This is a genomic window from Mycoplasma sp. 3392 (assembly GCF_053851755.1).
Genome location: NZ_JBSQBF010000004.1, coordinates 1 through 22607, shown reverse-complemented (window position 1 = coordinate 22607; position 22607 = coordinate 1). Strand labels below are relative to the sequence as shown.

Genomic DNA, 22607 nt, shown 5'->3' with positions numbered 1-22607 from the left:
AAAATGTCATTCAGTGAATCAGAGTTAAATAACATTCTTAATAATGAGATTTCATTACTAGGAATTTTGATTAGAGATTACAAAGTCTTAAGTGACATCAATGATTCAATCACTGATGATATTTTTTATTCTAAAAACAATCTTTTAATTTATAAAGCACTGTGTGAAATTTCAACTATCAATGAAGCGTACGATATTGAAGTTATCACTACCTTCTTAATCAAAAATAAGATTTATGAAAAACTAAACGAATTTGAAGACATAAAAGGTGAAGATTACTTTAATTATGTAATCGAAAATGCCGGATACAAAGATTTAATTTCGCAATATATTTCAGCATTAACTGAATTTGCTAAAAAAAGACAATTACTTTTAGCGATGGAAAAGGCACAACAAAACTTGCAAAGTCCAATGGAAGTTTCAAAAGTAATAAGCGAATTACAGCTAAGCTTGATTAACATTGATCTGAGTGAAAATAAAGCTCATTATCAATCCCTTTCAGAAGTAGTCCAGGAGACTACAACCATTCTGCACCAACGTCAAAATAATTTAGAATCAACTGGTCTAAAAGTTGGATACCGCAATTTAGACGCTTTGTTACTAGGCTTCAATCCGGGAGACTTAGTGATTTTAGCTGCGCGTCCTTCAATGGGTAAGACTGCTTTTGCTCTTAATATTGCAAGTAATGTAGCAGAACAAAATAAAACTGTTCTTTTCTTCAGTTTAGAAATGACTAACCAGCAGCTTGTTGAAAGAATGGTTTCAATGAATTCTTGAGTAAAGTTATCGAATATGAAATCTGGTGCCGTCACTGAAGAAGATTGAATCAAGATTGATGCAACGACTGAAAAATTTCAAAATTGACATTTTTACCTAAATGACAAATCAGCTTTAACGTTGAATGATTTAATTGCTATTTGTCGTCGTTTCAGTCGTGTGAGGCAGATTGATTTAATAGTTATTGATTATCTGCAATTAATTACTGATTCGAAAACAAGTTCAGACAATCGTCAGTTAGAAATTTCTAAGATATCACGCTCTTTAAAACAGTTAGCTAAAGAATTGGCTTGTCCTATCATTTCGCTAAGTCAATTATCAAGAAGAGTTGAAATGCGTGAAGACAAAAAACCAGTACTTTCTGATTTACGTGAGTCAGGATCGATTGAGCAAGATGCCGATAGTGTCTTATTCTTATATCGTCCTGATTATTATCGCTTAGATAAAAAAGCAAATTCACTTGGTGATTTTAATGATACAGCTTCTACATCAAAGCAATCACCACTAACCTTTACCCTTACAGTTGACAGTTCTTCAAATTTAACTTTTGAAGCATCTTTAACTTATGTCATTGTGGCAAAAAACCGGAACGGTGCAACAGGAGAAGCAGAAATTCTTTTCTTCCGTGAAGCTAACAAATTTAAAGACAAAGATACTCAAGAAAATAATTTTTAAAACTTAATAAATGAAAGGAGATGAATGCCTAAATCACACTTTTTAAAAAATAAAAAAACCGAGCAAAGCCTTTCAAGTTCGCAATCTAAGAATAAAAAAACAAAAGAAGAAAAAAAGGCCGAAAAGATTCTTAACCGCGAAAAAAAACAGCTTGCTGATGCTGAATGAAAAGCAATAATGAATCCATACAATGTCAACATGATCAATGTCTGAAGAAAATTCCCAATGAAAGTAATTATCATGTTTCTTTCGGCATTTTTCTGAAACCTAGCTGTCGGAACATTTTTAGGTAAGGCTGCAGCTGTTTCTACTGGAGTTTCTGCTCTTACACAAATTATTACTTATACAATGGACTGAGGAAGATACTTTGGATTTTTCTATGTGCTTTTAAACTTACCAATCATCTTTTTCTTTTGAAAAAGAAATCCTCGACTTTTCATGGTATTAACAATTTATTGAATGATTTTCCAAGTTATTATCCAATTAATTATCGGTAATATCAAAGTTATTGATAATTTCATTAAGGCTGAAGTTACCATTTACTCTCCGCACATTGATGGTCTTAAAGAGGGTACAAAAACCTACTGAAGAGCATTTAATTATGATGGAGCAGCAGCAAATGGAGTATACGATGGACAAACTTGACCTATTTTTGCTTATGCATTTATTGGGGCCGCTTTGGATGGTTTAGCATCTGGAATTGCTTGAAAAGGTGGGGGTTCAATTGCTGGTTCTAATATTATCATCTACTATATCTCAAGAGTTAAAAAGATTTCGGTAGGTAAAGTTGGAATCATCGTCAACTTGTGTATTGCCACATTTTCAACTATTGTGTTAGGTGGACTAGAAATTGGTAATTTGATTAAATCTCGCCCTTGAAGAGTTGAAGATCAGCCACAAACAAGATTTATAGTTAGAGTCATAGCAACAATTCTATACATTGGTCTATACAATGTTGTTGTTGATAAAGTTTATCCAAAATACAAAAAAATCAAATTTGAAATATATTCAACAAGACTTGAAAAGATTTCAATGAAATTGCGTGAAACAGATTTTGCTCACTCATGAAATATTTACTATGGAACTAGTGGTAAAACACACAAAGACATTGGAAGAATTGAAATTACATCGCTGTATTTAGAAAAAGATTTCATCATTTCTTTAATTCACTCAGTGGACAAATATGCTTGAATTAGTGTAGTTCCGATAAGTGAAGTTAAAGGAAAATTTAATACTAGCTCGATCGATTAAAATATTGTCTTAATGGCAATGTTTTTTTGTATAATTTTCAAGTATTTTTAAGAAGTAAGAAAGGTAATTATGAGCAAGTTAGAGCAAACAATTCAAGACGCAGACAATCAAGAAATAAATAAGAAGAGTGCCAAAAAAGCTAAAAAGGCAAAAAAAGTACCTAGTTATTTTGATGTAAATCCTTACAATGTCAATTTTTTGAATGTTTGAAAAAAGTTTCCTAAAAAACTGGCTTGAATGTTTATTTCAGCTTTATTATTTAACATTGGGATTGCCTTTTTCTTAGGAAAAGCAGCCACAGTTGCTTCTGGTTTCAGTGCCTTAATTCAATCTTTAACTTATACTCTTGATTTTTTAAGAAGTTACTTTGCTTTACTTTACTTGTGCTTAAATCTTCCGTTCATCATTATTTTTTGAAAGAAAAATTCTCGTTTATTTATGATTTTGACAACATATTGACTAATTTTTCAAGTAATTAGTGAACTAATATTCAATGGTGTTGGTCAAAACTATCCAATCAAAGAATGATTAGATAATGATTTTAGTATTTTCTATACCCGTCACTCACTTGGACAAAATAATGAAACTCACATAGCATGAAATGTTTATTCAGGAACTTTCTATAATGGGCAAGTTGATGAATTTGGTAATAAAATTGTTGGAACCTGAAAATCATGAAAATTAGTTTCAGATATAAAAGATAGTAGTGGCAACATCATACACGCAAGCGGCTCACTAAAAGGTTGAAAAGAATTTAGTGCTCTAAATCCAAACTTCAATGTTTCAGTTGAAACTTGACCTATTATCATTTATACCCTTGCAGGAGCACTGCTAGGTGGAACAGCAGCAGCAATTGCTTGAAAAAATTCAGGTTCAACAGCCGGAAGCGACGTTATTATTTATTACATTTCAAAAGTAAAGAAAATGTCAGTTGGTAAAGTTAGCTTTTTTGTAGCCTGCATGTTTGCTGGATTTTCAATTTTAATGATTGGTGGAGTTGAGCTTGGTGGACTAGTAAAAGATCACCCTTGAAATCTTTCAACTTTTGTTGTTAGAGTTATTTCGACAATTCTTTACATTGGAGTTTACAATCTTCTAATTACCTTTATATATCCTAAATATCGCAAAATCAAAATTACCATTTATACAACCAAAATTAATGAAATTTGTGAGCACTTTAAGGCTATTAATTATTGACACGGTTATAACATTGTTAAAGATCGTAGCGGATTCACTGGTATGGAAAAAGAAAGAATTGAAACTATTGCTTTATTCTTAGAACAACAAATATTGGAAAAGGAAATTTTAAAAATTGATCCAAAAGCTTGAATAAGCATTCAACCAATAATGCGCATTCGCGGCGATTTTGACACTAAAACAGTTGATTAATATACTGACAAACAGGACTTAAGTGTCCTGTTTGTTTTTTACATTTTTAAGCAAATCAAGCAATTATTTTCAACAAAAATATTTGACAAAAAATTCAAAACTAGTAAAATTAAGGTATGTTTATATGGTTTATATAAATATGCTATTTTTAAAAATTTATTTATACATTTTAAATTTCTAAAGGAGGCAAAATGCCTGTTAATTTGAAAGGAAGAAGTTTAGATACAGCTCTAAATTTCACAACAGAAGAAATTAGATACTTATTAGATCTATCAAAAGATCTTAAAAAGTCAAAATACCAAGGACTACACACAAATTCACGTCCTTTAACTGGTAAAAACATTGCTATTATGTTCCAAAAAGACTCAACTCGTACACGTTGTGCATTTGAAGTTGCTGCTTTCGACCTAGGAGCAGGTGTTACATACATCGGACCACAAGGTTCAAACTTTGGTAAGAAAGAATCAATCGAAGACACTGCTGCTGTTTTAGGAAGATTCTACGATGGAATTGAATTCCGTGGATTCAAACAATCAGATGTTGATGCACTAGTTAAACACTCAGGTGTGCCAGTATGAAATGGACTAACAGATGCTGAACACCCAACACAAATGTTAGCTGACTACATGACAATGGAAGAACACCTAGGAAACATGAAAGACAAAAAAGTTGTTTTCGCTGGAGACATTAAAAACAACGTTGCTCGTTCATTAATGATTGGTGCTGCTTTCGTTGGAGCTCACATTGTTATGTGTGGACCAAAAGAAATGCACGACTTAGTTAAAAATGGTGAAGGATTCAAAGAAGTTTACGACGAGGTTCAAAAACTATTCGCACGTAATGGTGGATCAGTTTCGTTCAGTGACAACAAAATCGAAGCAGCTAAAGATGCTGACGTTATTTACACAGACGTTTGAGTATCACTAGGAGAAGATTTCTCACTATTCAAACCAAGAATTGCTCAATTAGGAGCTTACCAAGTGGATATGGCAATGATGAAAGCAGCTAAACCAACAGCTATTTTCCTACACTGCTTGCCTGCATTCCACGATGATCACACTGAATTCTCAGCAAAAATTAAAGCTGAATTTGGAAAAGAACACCCAGAAGTTGCTACAGGAGCTATGGAAGTAACAGACGAAGTGTTCCAATCAAAACACAATAAAGCTTTCGATCAAGCTGAAAACCGTATGCATACAATTAAAGCAGTTATTCTAGCTACAATCGGATACTAATAAGATGGCAAGAATAGTTATTGCTTTAGGGGGAAATGCTCTAGGAAATAATCCTGCTGAACAAAAAGAATTAGTTAAAATTCCAGCACAAAAAATTGCTGAAATGGTTAAAGCAGGACACCAAGTTATCATTGGGCACGGAAATGGACCACAAGTTGGAATGATTTTCAACGGATTTGTTTCAGCTCATGAAGTAAATGCAAAATCTCCATTAATTCCGCTACCAGAATCAGGAGCAATGTCACAAGGTTACATTGGATTCCACATGGTAAGTGCTATTACTAACGCATTTAAAGAACACGGTGTAAAAGGACACGAACCTCTTTACATTCTTACTCAAACATTAGTTGATGCAAACGACAAAGCTTTTTCTAACCCAACCAAACCAATCGGACCTTTTTACGACAGTTTAGAAAAAGCACAAGAAGCAAATCCAGGAAGCATAATTAAAGAAGATGCTGGACGTGGATTTAGAAAAGTAGTTGCTTCACCACTACCATTAGGATTTGTTGGATTTGAGCAAATGAAAAATGCAATTGAAGCAGGTGCTACTGTAATCGTTGGAGGTGGAGGAGGAATTCCTACAATCATCAACGAAAATGGTGATGTTGAAGGTGTTGATGGAGTTATTGATAAAGACTTCGCTCTAGCAAAATTAGCTTCTCTAGCTAAAGCAGATTACTTTGTAGTTTTAACTGCTATTGATAATGTAATGGTAAATTACAACAAACCAGATCAAAAAGCTTTAAAACATGCAACAAAAGCTGAGTTAGAAAAATACATCTCAGAAAATCAATTTGCACCTGGAAGTATGCTTCCAAAAGTGCAAGCTGCTATTAAATTCGTTGAAGAAGGCGGAAAAGCCGCATTCATCGGAGACTTAAAAGATTTAGAAGACATTATTGCAGAAAAAACCGGAACAAAAATCACTTTAAATTAAGCCCAAAGACCAAGCTAAAAATGCTTGGTTTTTCTTTTTTATTTTTGATATTTTTTTGAAATATTTACTTGTAAATATTTATAATTTTTCTTATGTTAAAACAAGAGCAAACCAATCAGATTGAATTAACAAACGAAACTGATTATCAATTTAAATATTTAAAAAAATATCATCAAATTCTAGATGCAGCAGCTCAAATTCAAAAAACTAGAAAAGCCTTGTTTGTTGATTTAGTGATTGTTGATAATGAAGAAATGCACAAATTAAACAAACAATACCGTAACAAAGACTATCCAACTGACATTTTGTCTTTTCCCTTTGCCGATGATGAGATGAATTTTATGGAGGATGTCAAATTTTTAGGCCAAATTATTATTTCATATGAGAAAATAAGACAACAAGCACATGAATATAATCACTCAATTCAAAGAGAATTTTGTTATATTTTTGCTCATGGAGTAATGCACTTGTTTGGATACGATCATCAAACCGAAAAAGAGGAAGAGGAAATGAATGCTTTAGTTGATAAAATCATGGACAAAATCAAGGTGTACAGATAATGAAAGTTTGCACTATTTCGATTGTAGGGCGCCCAAATGTTGGGAAAAGTACTCTTTTAAATGCAATAATTGGTTATGATTTGGCAATTGTTACAAATGTTGCTCAAACAACACGTAATCAAATTAAAGGAATTTACACTGACGAAAATTACCAATTAATTTTTACTGACACTCCTGGAATCCATAAAGCTACTCACTTATTCAATGAAAAACTTAATAAAGCTTCGTATGACTCACTCGAAGATGTTGATTTAGTGTTATTTTTACAACCAGGAAATGAAGAAATTGGTAAGGGTGACAAATTCATTATTGAAAAAATTAAAAACATTAAAAATAAAGTTGCAGTTATCACAAAATTAGATCTAATTGATAACGACATAGCAAGCCAAAAAGCTGAACAACTTAAACAACTTGGTTTTGAAATTGTTGTTGGAGTTGGCCAAAACATTGATCCATCATACAAACATCTTTTAGATCTAATTAAACATGAATTCGCAGACCGTTTACAAGATCAAGAACCATTTTACGATCCAGAAGAATTTACTGATATTTCAATGCGTTTCATTGCTAAGGAAGTTATTCGTGAAACTGCTCTAAAATACTTAAAACAAGAACTACCTCACTCTATTGCTGTTGTAATTGATAGTTTTGAGGAAAAAGAAGACAAGCCTTATGTAATCCATGCCACCATTTTTGTGAAAAAAGACTCACAAAAAGGTATTGTTTTGGGTAAAGGTGGGCAAATGATTAAAAATATTTCAATGCAGTCAAGAAAAAAACTAGCAGTGCTTTTTGACCATGCGATTTACTTAGAAACAAGAGTAAAAGTCAGTGAAGACTGAGTTGATAAAGAAGATAAGATTACACAAATGGGGTATTAATTAGTGAAACAGATACGATTTAAGTTCAAAAAACTATGAATGATTTTTATTTTGATATTCATAGGACTTTTTGCTATTTTAGGAGTGAGTTTTAAAATTAGCTCACGCTACAAACCAAGTATTTATAATTATGAATCATACATGTCAAAAGATTTGATTCACAAAATTAACCAAAAATACTCATATCGTTTATTTGGTGAAGTTAATGAATTTACCCGTGCTCTAGACCAAGGAAAAGCATTGGCAGGAGTAGGTAGTGATTATCAAATTGCACAATTAATTTATCAAAATCAAATTCGCAAAATCAATTATTCAAAACTGAACAAAAACATATTAGACTGAGACGATGTAAAAACCAAACAGCAAGAAGAAGATAATAAAGCAAAAATTTTGTCACTTTTCAATGATATCGTTGTTAAACATATGGCTAAATTTGATGATTTTATCAAAAGAGAAATTGAGCAGAAAAACCCTAAGAATGTCAAGATTAAGCCGCACTTACTGTTTGATGAAAACAATCAATATGTAGGATACAGTGTTGACGGAGATGACAAAAAAGACGAATTTTATCAATATGTTATCCCTTACTTTTACCAAGATAAAATCGTTGCTTATAACATTAATAAGCAATCAAGGCCATACATTAAAGACATTGAAAACGTTGAACAAAAAATGCTTGAAATCAAAAATAAAGACTATGCTGATTGAAATGAAATTTATCAAGTATTAAGAAATGCTGGTTACCACAATTATGGTTGAACTAACTCATTTTTAGATAATTTGATGCTAGGTTCATTCTATCAAAATTCACTTTCACACTCAGATCCTAACTATAAGCAATGAATTGATAAAAATCACCAATTAATTCCTTTTGATGAAACTAATTACAAAGATTCAATTGAAATGTTTGCTAAATTCGTGCAAAAAGCAACTGGTCATGATCTTAAAGAAACAAAAAATAACAAGTTAATTTCGAATGGATTACAACTTGTTACAGACTTAATCGATCCCGACTCAACTAAATTAGATGTTGGTTTAATGTATAACGGTGATGTTTTGGATGCATATTATTCAAATGATAACTTTGCGTCGTTAGAAGACGGGCAAAGTGTAGGATACATTCGTCCAAGTGAAAACATGCTTCTTTTGGATGCTTGAATCATTTCAACAAAAACTCCAAAAAAAGAAGCTGACAATTTCCTTGAATATGTTTCTGATATTTTGTTCACTGACTTAAAATACTCAGTAAAAGAATTAGAAAAACTTTACTACGAAGAAATTGAAAAAAAAGTTGTGGAGCAAATTTTGAGTGAAAAAAGCAATACCTTGAGTGAAGAAGAAGTTAAAAACTCAGTCAAAAATGCAATGTATGTCAATCCTAAAGATGAAAACTCTGAAATAAACAAAGAATTTTTCCAAGACCACTATGACGTATTTTCAGACTCATTTGATTTCACTGATTCAATCATTAACTTTGATGCAATAAATTACACTCCAACAGTTAAAAGCACATACGAATTTATCAAGAAATACTACTTCAGAAATGAAGATATGACTAACGATGAAAAAGCGTTAGATATCTATAAAGTTGAAGAAAATTCTGAAAATCAAGGTGCAAAAATTTACCACCACATATATCAACCTACTGACAATAAACTAAGAAGCAAAATCATTCAGGAATACTACAACAAAACTGTTTCTTAAGAAAGATTATTCGCCCAAAAATCGGGCGAATTTTTATGTCTTTTTTGAGCCCCAAAAAACTATGTTTTTTATGGTAAAATTTTACTTATGCTAAAGAGTACTAAACTAAAACTAAAAAATGCAATCAAGTGAATTTTCTTCATTGAAGTTTTTCACTTATCTTTTAGCACTCTTAAGAGACTAATTGAAGAATATAGTCAAAATATGTACGATCTCGCCCTCCTTTAGTTGAAATTAAATCAAGGCAAATTTATAAGTCGCGATTTAGTTTCATTTTGGTTACAAATTTACATTTTTAAATCAAAGTAAAGGATCATAATGGAAATTAATAACGATATTAAAAAAGACAAAAAGAAATATCCAATTATTGAGTTAGTAGACGTTACTAAAGAATATGACGAAAAAATAGTTCTAGACAATGTTAATTTAAAAATTAATCGTGGAGAATTTGTAACATTGCTAGGACCTTCTGGATCAGGAAAAACTACAATCTTGCGTTTAATTGGTGGTTTTGAATGAACTACTCGTGGGGAATTAAAATTTGATGGAAAAGACATTAAAGATTTATCACCACACAAAAGAAATGTTTCAACCATCTTTCAGGATTATGCCCTATTTCCACATCTAAACGTTGAAAACAACATTAAATACGGATTGAAATTAAAACGTATTGCTAAAGATATTCCAACTCCAGAGGTTTTAGATAAACTAGCTCGCCAACAAAAACAATGAACAAAACATGCTACTCAGCAAAAACAAAAATTAAATAAAAAAGTAGAAGATTACAACAGAGAATTGCAAAATATGCAGCTAAGCCAAAGTCAACGTCAAAAGATTCAATCAAAAATTGATGCTGTTAATCAAGAATGCTTAGAATGAGATAATTATGTGCAACAAAAAACTGAAGCATTTGAAAAAAGACACATCACTTTAAGTGAAACAGCTAAATCTGAGCTTTTAGTGAGATTAGAACGTCAACAGCAACAATGAAAAAAATATGCTGCACAAAAAATGCAAGAACTTGACAAAAAAATGGCTGAGTACGAAAAAGACTTAGAAAACAAAAAACTAAGCAAAAGCAAACGTCAAAAAATTCAATCATGAATTGATGATAGTGATTTCAACTACTCATACTGAGAAAACTATGTAGACTTGAAAACTGAAGCTTTTGAAAAGAAACACACAACTAGAAAAATTAGTCCAAAAGAAATGGATAATGCTGTTGCTGACATTGTTAAACTGGTAGGGCTAGAAGGAAATGACCAAAAGCCAATTAATGCACTTAGTGGAGGAATGAAACAGCGTGTTGCCCTTGCTAGATCACTAGTCATTGAACCGGAAATTTTACTTTTAGACGAACCTTTAAGTGCATTGGATGCAAAAATCAGAGAAAAAATGCAAATTTTGTTGCGTAGTATTCAACAAAAATTAGGACTAACATTTATTTTTATTACTCACGATCGTGATGAAGCTCTGCAACTAAGTGACAGAATCGCAGTTATCCGTGACGGGCAAGTTGAACAATATACTAAACCACATGAACTATACGATTACCCAATCAACAAATGAGTAGCTAATTTCATTGGTGATTCAAACTTTTTCGATGCTTCTTTTGTGCAAAAAGGAAAAGTTCACTTTATGGGCAAAAACTTTATGACTATTCACGATGAGTTCGAACCAGGACAACAATTAGATGCCTTAATTCGTCCTGAAGACATGATTATTTCACGTGATAAATCTAAAGGTAAATTATCAGGAACTGTTACAAAAATTGTTTACAAGGGAAGTTATTATTTCATCGATGTTGATGTAGACGGAAAAATCGTTTATGTTGAAACAACCAGAAAATTTGAACCCGGTACACAAGTTTATCTAACTTGAGACACTGATGCAATTCACTTAATGAACAAAGATTCTAAAGAATGAAATAACGAACAAGTCTAATGTTTAAGAAAATCAATAAAAAATTAGGGTTTAATCTTCGTTTATCGCTGATTCTACCTTACATATTATTTGCTTCAATATTTATTGTTCTACCATTAATCTTTGTTTTTATAAAAGCATTCAGTCCAATCGATGGTCAGTTAGACAACTGACACATTATTCAAGACAAAAGTACTTGAAAAATTTTGTGAAGAAGCGTTTGAGTAGGGGCTGTAGGTGGACTATTTTGTTTATTAATAGGTTTTCCATACACTTACATCCTGGCAACCGCAAAATCAAAAATAACAAAAAATGTTGGTTTAAGTTTAATTTTTTCACCTTTGTTTATTTTTACTATTTCAAAAGCATTATCACTTAGAGGATTATTTAGTGTGATGTTTGATGAAAATAGTTTGAATAATGAAGCTTTCATGATTTTAGGGGTTGTTTACTTGTATTTACCTTTCGTGATCATGCCTTTATATCAAGTTTTAAAAGATATGCCTAAAAATATCTTGGAAGCAAGTGAAGATTTAGGTTATTCAAAAGCTAAAACAATTTGAAAAGTTGTAGTTCCATACTGCATGAAAGCATTGCTAGCAGGTTTTAGCACAGTGTTCTTGATAACTGCAACTTCAATTATTTTGAGTGACAGATTGCTTCCACATGGAAGTCAAAATCAATTGATCGGTAACTTGATTCAAAACTTTGCTAATGCATCAAATCCATTTGATTTGGCTGTTGCTTCAACACTTGTTTTAATAACATTAGCGATTTTAATGTTGTTGTATAGTGTAACCTATCTACTGCCTTTACTTTTAAACAAGTATCGTTTCAAAGGAGGTAAAGATGAGTAAGTTTTCTACCTTTTTCAAAAGATCATACATTGTAATAATCTTAATTTTGTTCTACATTCCAATAGTTTTTGGAACAATTTATTCATTTAATACACCAAGTGATAAAGGTGTCTTCAGTGTTACAACTTGAAACAGAACCTCAGCTGCTGCATATAAAGCACTTTTTTCAGCAGATCACGCTGGTGCATTCATTAATTCTTTATTAATAGGATTGTGTGCTTCGGTTTTAGTGATAGCAATTTCACTACTAACTGTCTATGGTTTGTGAAGACAAAAAAACAAAAAACCTAGACAAGTAGTTCAAGGAACAGCAAACATTCCTTTAATCAACAGTGATGTTGTTACTGCTTTAACGCTAACAATCGTTTTGACTGCCTTCTTTGGAGTCTTAAGTGCTACAAGTGAGGGATTTGTTCGTGTTATTGTAGCTCATACAGTAATCATTCTTCCATATGCAATTATGATAATGTTGCCAAAATCTGACAAGTTTTCAAAAAACATTTTTGAGGCTAGTCAAGATTTAGGTTATTCAAAAGTAAGAACTTGATTCAAGACTTATTTTGTTTATATGCTAGGTTCAATTGGATTTGTATTTGTAGTTTCAATGGTTTTAAGTTTCGATGACTTCATTGTTACCAGAATTGTCTCAAATACAGAAACTTTAGGAACTCAACTTTACGAAGGACAATTCCAAGCATGAAGTTTAGCATTGGGTGCAATATGTTTAATGATTGTTTTAGTTGCTAATTTAATTTACATTATTACTGCAACAAAAGCATTAACACTTCTAAAAAACAAAACCAAAGCATATTTTGCAAAGAAATCAGGTAAACAAAATTAAGGAATTTCTAAAACGTAATTTAAAACGTTTTGTAACATTCATAGTATTTCTATCTATTTTACTTATTGCAATTTTATCTTTTGGTTTTAAAGCTAAACACCCATATTCACCAAGTCTTTATAACTATGGTTCTTACTTGAAAAAAGACATCATTGACAAAGTTAAGAGTCGTGGATATAATTACAAAGTATTCAACGACATAAATGATTTTACTGTTGCTTTAAATAATGGAAAAGCAGCAGGTGGAGTTGGAAGCGATTTTCAAGCAGCCCAACTAATAATTGAAAATCGTTTGAAAAAATTTAATTTTGCCAATGTTTTCAACACAAATGATTCAAAACCTTTGATTGAACAGTTGGCAAATGTCTATCGTCCAAGTGTAATTGAACACTTGAAAGAATATGATCAAATGATTTTTGACCTCATTGCAGCTAATGACGAATACAAAGCTAAAAGAATTTTAGATCCTGTTTCGAAGAAAATGGTTGCATATGATGTTGACAGAGATGGAAAAGAAGACCATTTCTGAGAATACATAATTCCTTACTACACTCAAGACAAGGTTATTGCTTATAGTATTGATTATGAAAATCGACCTTACCTAAAACTTTCGGCCGAACAAAAACAAAAATTGATTGACGAAGGTTTATATGATGAAGAAAATGAATCAATTATTTTTAAAGACCTTTCTTGAACTGGGATAATGGAAACACTAAAAAAATTCAATTACAGAGTTTTTGCATGAAATAATGCATACTACGACAATATGATGATCGGTGCTTTTTATGAAAATGATAAAGGCGAAAAACAGTGAGTAGTTAATAACAAATTAAAACCTTTTAATGAGGATAACTATCTAGAAGCGATAAAAGGTTTTGAAGAATATGTAAAAGCAGCATCAGGATACTCACTTAGAGATACAAAGCACAACTTTTTAATTGGTGATGGATTAGAACTAGCAAATAATCTTATTGAGCCAAAAGAAGGACGTGCTGATGTTGCTGTTATGTATAACGGTGATGCAATTGATGCTTACTATTCGGCTGACAATTTTAGTTCTTTAAAAGAAGAAGGATTGGTAAGATACGTAAGACCTAAGGATAATTTCTTACTAATGGATGGCTGAATTCAAGCAAATGTGATGACTGATGATGAATCTATCAAATTAGAAAAAACTATTGGTGAATATGTTTTTGGCAACATTGATGCCCAACAATCATCTCAGTCTAGAGTTTTAGACCTTGAACAAAGTTACATTAACACTTTGAAAAATCTTCTTATTTCTAATTCTGAAATAAATGAAGAGATTAAAGAAGAATTAGAAAAAATAAAGGACGAAGACAGCTCATTGTATGAAACCAGTATGCAAATTTTAAATATTTTAAAAGAAGATAAAGAGCAATTTTCACAGCAAGACATTGACAAAATTTTTGGATTGCACATGGAAAATGAAGATGCTTTATCTGATTATTTTGCTGAAGCATTTACAGATGATAACATTGCGGTTGAAGTAGAAAACTTTGACTACATCAACTACACTCCAGCTAATCAAGGAATTTTTGCTTTCATTGAAAAATGATATTTCGGTAGTGACGAAGTTGCTAAGTCAATGTACATTCAACCAGAGCAAAGTGATGATTACAAAGTGTTTCTATATCAAATCATCAATCGAAAATTGCGAACAGCAATAAGCTTACAATACTTTAAGATCACAAAATCATAGAAACTGGCAATGCCAGTTTTTTATTTGCTGAAAATAACCTCTCAATATTTTTTTGTTTCTTCCGTTATTTCAATGCAAGCCTTAACGATTTTTGTAAAGTTAACATCTTCAGTGAAAGATATTTTTGCTTCAAAAAGGTTTAAATCAACTGGTTGTATTCACAAAATCTTTGCTTTTCAAAGTTTATTGTTTATTTTCAAGTTAATAGTTTGATTAAAATCAAATTCATGATTTGTCAAATTTTGGAACTGAATAATATTTTGTCTTTCATCGAAATTAATGATTTTGAGTTCTTGTTTTACTTTCATTTTTCAAGTTGTTAAAACAAACATAATGGCAAAAATTACAATAAGGCTTATTATCAAGATTAATAATTCTCATTTTTTAAGCTTTAAATTCATCAAAATTCACCACCTTTGCTTTCTCAAAAATATATTTTTGCGAGTGTGAAACTTCAATGACTATTTTTTTACTCAAAAGTTTTTGTAGGAAAGGTTTTAATTTTTCAAAAATGTTTAAGTCAATATTCTCAAAGCATTCGTCTAAGAGCACAACTTCATTCTCATTAGCAAATAACTTCAAAAGCTGGATGAATTGTTTTTGTCCTGCTGAAAAATTTTCACCATTCAAAACTATTTGGTCCGCAAGAGATAACTTAAAGTAGTCAAAAAATTCTTGAAGATTGTATTCAATAAAACTTTGTTCGAATCTAGATTTAAGAACAGGATTATTTTGATGAATATTGTTAGCAATTGTATTGTTGAAAAGTGATTGCGATGAATTGATATAACTTATTTTTGTTCTAAGAAATGATGTATCTAAATTCTGAATATCAACGCCATCAAACAAAATGGAGCCATGATAGTCAAAGAAATTTAACAAAAGCTTAAGAAATGTACTTTTTCCACACCCATTTTTACCTATTAAGTGATTTTGAGCTTTTAATTCTAAGTTACCTATTTTGAATAGATGATTATATTCACTATATCCAAAAGCTAAATTTTTGATAGTAATATTTTTGATTTCAACTTTCTGATTAAAGTATTTATTATCAATTTCCAAATTTATATGGTTAAAGCTATTTCACAATTTACTAGCTTGCATAAAGTTTGAATATTGAGCAATATTGTTTGCTAGCAGCTTAGCAGGATTAATTAAAAAGTTGTAATAACTGACAAAAATTAAGAAATCACCAACATTTTTATTGTCATTTTGAGAATATCAAAACAAATAAATTATTAAAACAGGACAAATAGCAAGAATAACGTCTGATAATGTAGCAAAAAGTGAATTTAAATAAAAAAACTTATTTGTTGCTTTTATTTGATTCTCAGTATTTTTTGTATTAGTTTGGAAGATGAAATTAGGCACATTTTGCATTCTAGTTTGTTGAAAATTATTAATAACAAACAGAGTATCAGAAACAACTTCACTGTTCTTTATCAAAAGCTCTTGCCATGGTTTTTTTCGCATGTAATTAGCCAAAATGTTAACTAAAAACAAAAAACTTATTGCACAAACAATGAGAAGTGTGATTTTGAAATTGATTGTGACTAGAAAAAATCCTGATAGTACAATGAAAGCGAAATTAGCAAAAGTTTGAAGGCTAAGAGATGCTCGATACGAAGCTAAAAACTCAAAAGAACTATAAATTTTGATCAAATCTTGCTGGCTATATTTTTGTATTTGATGTACCCTTCCATACAGCAATTTATGATTGAATATTTTTTGATACTGGAAAAGATAAAAATTCACTATTTTTCTTGTGCAAAATTCATTAATAGTTGAAAACGATATTTTCAGTAAGCTGCAAAAACCCAAAATGATTAAAAAATGCAAAAAGTAGGAATCTCTTGTTTCTTTAAGAGCACTGTTTAAAAGATATTTACTTATTTGTGAAGCAAGAATTGACAACCCAAATACCAATAAACTCATAATTGAATTTAGAAATGTGTATTTATAAGTAGTTTGGAAATAAGTTACACTGTTTTCTTGATATGAGTTTTGTTCACAACTAGTTTTGGTGACATCAATGATTATTGAAGCATATTGTTGTTGCAATGTTTCTAACTTCATTTTTAACTTACCAATAGCAGGATCGAAAATAACAACATAATCATCTGTCTTTTTTGTAACTACAACAGTGTGCAATAAATTTTGCTTTGCAAGGACAATAATTATTGGATGCTCTAATTTTAGATTAACAAAACTATTTCACTCACCTTGCATAATCTTAAAATCTAAGCCAAACTGCTTAGCTTTATGTTTGAGTTCCAAAAGATTTATTCCTTTTTCTTCATAATTTGTGGCTTGTTGCATGCTTTCAATATTCAAACTCTTTTTATACCAGTATTTATACAGTTTACTTAAACACAATAAACCACAATCTCTTGTTTTTTGTTGTAATTGTTCCATCTACTCATTAAAGTAAAAAAACAGCAAAAAAAAAAAAAAAAACTGAGAAAATAAAATTTCCCAGTCTTAGAATTGTGAAGCAAGTTTTTCAATTTCGTTTTGGTGCATGGCAACAACTTCTTGCGCTGATTTGGTTGCTAGTTCACCAACTTTTGTTCCGTCAATTAAAAAACTTTCATTCAGTTCTGCATAAACAAACTTAAACGTTCCTTCAAGATATTTAACATGGTTTCCTCATTCATATCATCCCAATGGAGCACCTTGAGTTGCTAAGATTTGAACTTTTAGATGATCTAACAGCCCGACAGCGTCTCCTTTTTTTGAATATTTGTAACTAAATGTTTTATTCGCTACTAAAACTCTATCTAAATAATTTTTTAATGTTGCAGGAATGTTGAAATTATACATTGGAGCTGTTATAACTACTTTATTAACACTTTTTAATTGATTAATTAGTTCATCACTTTCTGAACCAAAGAATTGAACAAAATTTTGCTTGTTTAAACTTTGTTTAGCAGCTTCTAATTCATTTAAATCTAAATATTGCACTTCATCTTGAGGATTTAGTTGTTGATATTTGTTTACAAAAACCTTAGCCATTTGGTTAGTAATTGATTTTTGTCCGTTTACTGAAGATAAAATAACTAATACTTTATTCATTTTCATCCTTTCTCTTCATTAGAATTGTATGGCATAAAAACCAAAAATGCCAAAAAGGAATTAAAAAAGTGGCCTTTTGCCACTTTTTGGTGATTTAACATATGGTGCAAGCGAAGGGAATCGAACCCTCACAGTCAGCTTGGAAGGCTGAAGTTCTACCATTAAACTACACTCGCATTTGCTTGTTGCTTTAATATTATACATAAAATTTTTTCTTTTGCAAATAATTTTATTTTTTTAAAGCAACAGCTAGTCTGAAAACACAATTCATTATATAACAAAAAACCTAATTTCTTTTATTTTGAGTTTTTGACTTTTTGTCGCCTAGCATTTTTTGGTTACATATTATATAATTTTAAAGCTATTATGAAACTATATTCATAATCCCTAAAGGAGAAACTATGTATCGCAAAATTGATTTAAAAGATAACGAAATTGCTGAATTAATTAATAAGGAATTGCAACGTCAAGAAACTAATATTGAACTTATTGCTTCTGAAAATTATGTGTCTGATGATGTTATGAAAGCAGCAGGATCTTGCTTGACTAATAAATATGCCGAAGGTTATCCAGGTGCAAGATATTATGATGGTTGCGAATACGTTGATCAAATTGAACAGCTTGCTATTGATCGTGCTTGTCAATTATTTAATTGTGCATATGCAAATGTACAACCATATTCAGGTTCTGTTGCTAATGCCGCAATTTACATGGCCTTATTGGAACCAAATGATCGTGTTTTAGGTTTGCAGCTTTCATCGGGAGGACATTTAACTCACGGATTCAAAATTTCTTTTAGTGGTAAATTTTATGAACCACACTTTTACACAGTTAATGAAGATGGAATTCTGGACTACGATGAAATTGAAAGAATAGCTTTAGAAGTAAAACCAAAAATGATTATTACAGGATATAGTGCTTACTCACAAATTATTGACTTTAAGCGTTTTGGTGAAATTGCTAAAAAAGTTGGTGCTTATTTACTTGCCGATGTAAGTCACATTGCCGGATTAATTGTTACCGGAGTTCACCCTTCTCCTTTTCCTTATGCTGATGTTGTAATGACTACCACTCACAAAACATTACGAGGAACACGGGGAGCAATGATTTTAACTAATGACGAAGAATTGGCTAAAAAAATTAATCGCTCAGTTTTCCCAGGATATCAAGGTGGACCTTTATTGCATCAAATCGCAGCCAAAGCAGTTGCTTTTAGAGAAGCACTAAGTCCTGCTTTCAGTAGTTATGCTAACCAAATTATTCTTAATGCCAATGTTTTTTGTCGTGCTTTTATGTCAAAAGGTGTCAAAGTTGTTTCTGGTCTTACCCAAAACCACCTATTTATTATTGATACAAAAACTTCTTACAATTTAACTGGAAAACAAGCAGCTGACATCCTTTCTTCAATTTCAATTACTGCCAATAAAAACGCTATTCCTTTCGATAGTGAAAAACCAACAGTTACTAGTGGTATAAGACTGGGTGTTGCAGCTATGACATCACGCGGATTTGAAGAAAATGAATTCGTTACTATTGCCAATTTAATTCACAAAGCACTAAGTGAGCCTGATAATGTTGCTTTACATCAAATCATTAAAAAAGAAGTTTTAAAACTTTCAAGCCAATTTCCAATCAAAAAAACTTACTAACATGTTTTTCAAAATAAATAAAGCAAAAGGTGTGTCAAGTTTTAAAGCAATTAGAGATTTTGCTAAACAAAACAACATTCAAAAAATTGGTCACTGTGGAACCTTAGACCCTTTAGCAACTGGTCTATTGATTGTTGCAACTGATCAAGATACAAAACTCTTAAATTACATCCTAAGTCAAGACAAACGCTATATTTGTACAATGCGACTTTTTCGCCACAGTGCATCTTGGGATAGTGACTCCATTGTCAGCATTTTAGAATGAAAAGAAATTTCTCATAATCAATTAGAACGAGCTTTCGAGCAAATTAAAAACTCAGAAGAACAAATACCTCCAGTTTTCAGCGCCAAAAAAATTAATGGTGTGCGAGCTTATGAACTAGCGCGTAAAAATATAGATGTTAGTCTAAAACCAAACAAGATTAAAATTCATGAACTAAAAATTCTTAACTATGACTTAGAAAATGATGAAGTTACATTCGAAGCTTTTGTTTCGAAAGGTACTTATATTCGCTCGATTGTGCATGATGTTGCTTTGCTTTTAAATACTGATGCAATTATGGTTGATTTAAAACGTACTCAGGTCGGAAATGTACTTTTAGATGAGCAAAGAAAAGTTAGCGAAATTGACAATATTGAGCAATTATTTGGTATAAATATAGTTACCCTAAACAAGGATGAATTAAAAACACTTTTCAAAGAGCGCGTGGTAAGAAAAAAATACAATCTACCAAACGCTAATTACTTATTAAAACATAATAATAATTTTTTAGGAATAGTGCAAATATTTGATGATCAATTAAAAGTCATCAAAATTTTTTGACCCCTACTAGAAGCTATTATTAGGGAGGAATAATGAAAAAATTCAAATTAGTAGCCTTTGATATTGATGGTACTATTCTACCATTTGAAGATGGTAAAAAAAACAATGACTTAAGTCAAGTTATTGTGCAAATGTTTAAAAAATTAAAAGATGCTGGATACATTACAGTTCTATGTACCGGAAGAGACATTTTTACTGTTGGTAACAGAATTGAGACTCCTAATGTTGATTATTTCATTGGAGCTAATGGTTCATTTATTATTGACTTAAAAACTAATGAATACTTATTTGAAAAATCAATTTCTTATCAAGATTACAAAGTATTTTTAGAAGCAACTCAAGCTCGTAATTTACCTTTTACTTTTGTTGGTAAACAAAAAGGATACTACAACAATCTTTTTGACATTAACCACTGATTCTATGAACCTTTCAAAAAAGATTTCTATGACATTAGTGAATATAATGAAAATTCTACTGATACAAACTATTTAATTACTGTAAATTCAGATGCTAGCCGTGAACTTAAAGAATTTTATGATGATCTTTTTGCTAAAAATAATTTAGACATGTGAGTTTTAGCAGAATGAACTAATGGGGTTTTCATTTCAGCAAGAGATGTTAACAAGGCTAGAGGACTAGAAATTCTTTGTGAAAAACTAAATATTAAACTAGATGAAGTTATAGCTTTTGGTGATTCTTCAAATGATGTTGAAATGTTAAGCGAAGTTGGACTAGGTGTTGCAATGGGTAATGCCGAAGAAGAACTTAAAGAAGTAGCTGATGATGTTTGTGGTGATGTAAGTGACCACGGAGCATACAATTACTTACTAGAAAAAGGATTTATTAAATAATTATGAAAGTTTATAATTGGCCAGTTGACAAAACTTTTGAAAATCAAAAAATTGCTATTTTAGGAAGTTTTGAAACTTTGCACCTAGGTCATTATGAACTATTCAAAATCGCTAAAAATTTAAAAGCTCAAAATCCTGAAAAAGAAATTGTTTGCTTTTTGTTTGATAACAAACATCAGCAAAAAGCGAAAATGTTCCAAATCAAGACGCGTTTATATACTTTATATAATATAGGTATAGACGAAGCTGTTATTATTCACTTTGACCAAGATTTTCGTAATCTTTCTGCCCAAACATTTATTGATAAATTGAAAGCAATGAATGTCAGTGATATAGTTTGTGGCCAAGATTTTCGTTTTGGTTTCAATCGCTTAGGTAATGTTGATGCTTTAAAAGCTAACTTTAATTGCCAGATTGCTAGTCTTAAAAAAATTAATGGCATGAAAATAGCTTCTTCAACAATTAGACAAATCATTGAGGATGGTTCAATCGAGTTACTAAATACTTTGCTAATTGAAAAGTATGCTTTTATTATTGAATTAAATACTGATGATTATTCTTTTGAATGACCTAACAATTTAGAAAAAATACATGCCGGAACTTATTTGGCCAATGTAGTAATTGAAAATGTTGAATATCATGCAATTGTCAAAATTGGTTTAGAAAAAAATGAAATCGTTTTTCTAGACCTTAAAAAACAATATTTGCCCAAAGTCGAAACTTTTGTTGAAATTCTTAAACAATTAAGATTTATTAATCACATGGCGGATGACAAAGTTTTCAAAGACGAAATAAAACAAGCCTTTAAATTTTTTAGTATAATGTAGTGCATCAATAATACATTAATTTATTGCTCGGTTGTAAAGTAAATTTATTGCTGGGTTGTAAAGGAGAAAATATGGTAGACAAAAACACCAGACTTGAATTAATTAAAAAATTCGGAAAAAACGATAAAGACACAGGTTCAGCAGCAGTTCAAATTGCTTTATTAACAGCTGACATTGAAAGTTTAAAAGTTCATTTCCAAAACAACAAAAAAGATTTACACTCAATGCGTGGATTTATGGCAAAAGTTAACCAACGTAAATCATTATTAGCTTATTTAAAAAGAACTAACTATAACGAATACCTAAACTTAATTCAAGAACTAAACATTCGTAAATAAAATCTCGCTGAGATTTTATTTTTTTTATTTTTTTAATGTATAATTAGAAAGCAATTTTTAGCAAGTTCAAACAAGTTGATAAACAATTAAAAAATAATTTATTTTTTTTAAAACAAACAACAAATTATGCTATAATTGTTTTTGTAGACCTTGAGAGTTCTACAAGAAAATAGTTCTTTGAAAACTGGATATAAATACCATAATCGTCAATTTTTTTATAAGAGTTTGATCCTGGCTCAGGATGAACGCTGGCTGTGTGCCTAATACATGCATGTCGAACGAAGTAGC

General features: G+C 30.8%; 20 protein-coding genes, 1 tRNA gene and 1 rRNA gene. 18 read left to right on the top strand and 4 right to left on the bottom strand.

The window, feature by feature from the left end; translation table 4 throughout:
• The first annotated feature begins 3 nt into the window (after positions 1 to 3).
• From dnaB to ACWXVV_RS02815, 12 genes are all read left to right on the top strand, one after another.
• Complete coding sequence (gene dnaB / locus ACWXVV_RS02870) at positions 4 to 1452, top strand: replicative DNA helicase (RefSeq protein ID WP_455967784.1); 1449 nt, start codon at positions 4 to 6, stop codon at positions 1450 to 1452.
• A gap of 24 nt (positions 1453 to 1476) precedes the next feature.
• Positions 1477 to 2703 carry a YitT family protein gene (locus ACWXVV_RS02865; protein WP_455984774.1) on the top strand — a complete coding sequence of 409 codons (1227 nt, stop codon included), beginning with the start codon at positions 1477 to 1479 and terminating at the stop codon, positions 2701 to 2703.
• Between the two features lie 69 nt (positions 2704 to 2772).
• Positions 2773 to 4092 (top strand): YitT family protein, encoded by a 1320-nt coding sequence (locus tag ACWXVV_RS02860; protein ID WP_455984773.1) that lies wholly within the window; start codon positions 2773 to 2775, stop codon positions 4090 to 4092.
• 191 nt (positions 4093 to 4283) lie between these two features.
• Positions 4284 to 5327, top strand: a complete 1044-nt coding sequence (gene argF / locus ACWXVV_RS02855) for an ornithine carbamoyltransferase (RefSeq protein ID WP_455967787.1) — start codon at positions 4284 to 4286, stop codon at positions 5325 to 5327.
• Between the two features lie 4 nt (positions 5328 to 5331).
• A complete protein-coding gene (arcC, locus tag ACWXVV_RS02850; protein ID WP_438341328.1) occupies positions 5332 to 6267 on the top strand; it encodes a carbamate kinase in 936 nt (311 codons plus the stop codon).
• 92 nt (positions 6268 to 6359) lie between these two features.
• On the top strand, positions 6360 to 6827 hold the full coding sequence (gene ybeY, locus ACWXVV_RS02845; protein ID WP_455984772.1) for an rRNA maturation RNase YbeY: 468 nt from the start codon (positions 6360 to 6362) through the stop codon (positions 6825 to 6827).
• A complete protein-coding gene (gene era / locus ACWXVV_RS02840; RefSeq protein ID WP_455979037.1) occupies positions 6827 to 7708 on the top strand; it encodes a GTPase Era in 882 nt (293 codons plus the stop codon). Before ybeY ends, era begins: the two co-directional genes overlap by 1 nt.
• A 39-nt stretch (positions 7709 to 7747) precedes the next feature.
• Positions 7748 to 9412, top strand: a complete 1665-nt coding sequence (locus ACWXVV_RS02835; RefSeq protein WP_455984791.1) for a hypothetical protein — start codon at positions 7748 to 7750, stop codon at positions 9410 to 9412.
• Between the two features lie 318 nt (positions 9413 to 9730).
• Entirely contained in the window at positions 9731 to 11356 is a 1626-nt protein-coding gene (locus ACWXVV_RS02830) for an ATP-binding cassette domain-containing protein (protein ID WP_456012481.1), read from the top strand.
• Positions 11356 to 12192: an ABC transporter permease gene (locus ACWXVV_RS02825; RefSeq protein ID WP_455979035.1), complete on the top strand. Its 837-nt coding sequence runs from the start codon at positions 11356 to 11358 to the stop codon at positions 12190 to 12192. Before ACWXVV_RS02830 ends, ACWXVV_RS02825 begins: the two co-directional genes overlap by 1 nt.
• Complete coding sequence (locus ACWXVV_RS02820; protein ID WP_455967795.1) at positions 12185 to 13033, top strand: ABC transporter permease; 849 nt, start codon at positions 12185 to 12187, stop codon at positions 13031 to 13033. The genes ACWXVV_RS02825 and ACWXVV_RS02820 overlap by 8 nt, the downstream gene beginning before the upstream one ends.
• Positions 13005 to 14756, top strand: a complete 1752-nt coding sequence (locus ACWXVV_RS02815) for a hypothetical protein (protein WP_455984770.1) — start codon at positions 13005 to 13007, stop codon at positions 14754 to 14756. The genes ACWXVV_RS02820 and ACWXVV_RS02815 overlap by 29 nt, the downstream gene beginning before the upstream one ends.
• 20 nt (positions 14757 to 14776) lie before the next feature.
• Here the strand turns inward: ACWXVV_RS02815 and ACWXVV_RS02810 are convergent, their stop codons facing one another.
• The 4 genes from ACWXVV_RS02810 to ACWXVV_RS02795 form a co-directional block, all read right to left on the bottom strand.
• On the bottom strand, positions 14777 to 15157 hold the full coding sequence (locus ACWXVV_RS02810; protein WP_455984769.1) for a hypothetical protein: 381 nt from the start codon (positions 15155 to 15157) through the stop codon (positions 14777 to 14779).
• Positions 15141 to 17171: a cysteine peptidase family C39 domain-containing protein gene (locus tag ACWXVV_RS02805; protein WP_455984768.1), complete on the bottom strand. Its 2031-nt coding sequence runs from the start codon at positions 17169 to 17171 to the stop codon at positions 15141 to 15143. Before ACWXVV_RS02805 ends, ACWXVV_RS02810 begins: the two co-directional genes overlap by 17 nt.
• Before the next feature lie 66 nt (positions 17172 to 17237).
• A complete protein-coding gene (locus ACWXVV_RS02800) occupies positions 17238 to 17831 on the bottom strand; it encodes an FMN-dependent NADH-azoreductase (RefSeq protein WP_455967801.1) in 594 nt (197 codons plus the stop codon).
• A gap of 102 nt (positions 17832 to 17933) precedes the next feature.
• Positions 17934 to 18007, bottom strand: a tRNA-Gly gene (locus tag ACWXVV_RS02795).
• A 225-nt stretch (positions 18008 to 18232) separates the two neighbouring features.
• On the opposite strand from ACWXVV_RS02795, the gene glyA reads away from it, so the two are divergent.
• The 6 genes from glyA to ACWXVV_RS02765 all read left to right on the top strand — a co-directional run.
• On the top strand, positions 18233 to 19480 hold the full coding sequence (gene glyA, locus ACWXVV_RS02790; protein ID WP_455984767.1) for a serine hydroxymethyltransferase: 1248 nt from the start codon (positions 18233 to 18235) through the stop codon (positions 19478 to 19480).
• A 1-nt stretch (position 19481) separates the two neighbouring features.
• Positions 19482 to 20336 (top strand): tRNA pseudouridine(55) synthase TruB, encoded by an 855-nt coding sequence (truB, locus tag ACWXVV_RS02785; protein WP_455967803.1) that lies wholly within the window; start codon positions 19482 to 19484, stop codon positions 20334 to 20336.
• A complete protein-coding gene (locus ACWXVV_RS02780; RefSeq protein ID WP_438341314.1) occupies positions 20336 to 21154 on the top strand; it encodes a YcsE-related riboflavin metabolism phosphatase in 819 nt (272 codons plus the stop codon). The genes truB and ACWXVV_RS02780 overlap by 1 nt, the downstream gene beginning before the upstream one ends.
• Before the next feature lie 2 nt (positions 21155 to 21156).
• The gene (locus ACWXVV_RS02775; protein WP_455967805.1) at positions 21157 to 21981 is read left to right on the top strand and encodes an FAD synthase; all 825 of its coding nucleotides are present in this window, start codon (positions 21157 to 21159) and stop codon (positions 21979 to 21981) included.
• A gap of 71 nt (positions 21982 to 22052) precedes the next feature.
• The gene (gene rpsO, locus ACWXVV_RS02770) at positions 22053 to 22319 is read left to right on the top strand and encodes a 30S ribosomal protein S15 (RefSeq protein ID WP_438341312.1); all 267 of its coding nucleotides are present in this window, start codon (positions 22053 to 22055) and stop codon (positions 22317 to 22319) included.
• Between the two features lie 213 nt (positions 22320 to 22532).
• Positions 22533 to 22607, top strand: a 16S ribosomal RNA gene (locus tag ACWXVV_RS02765); the annotation flags it as partial.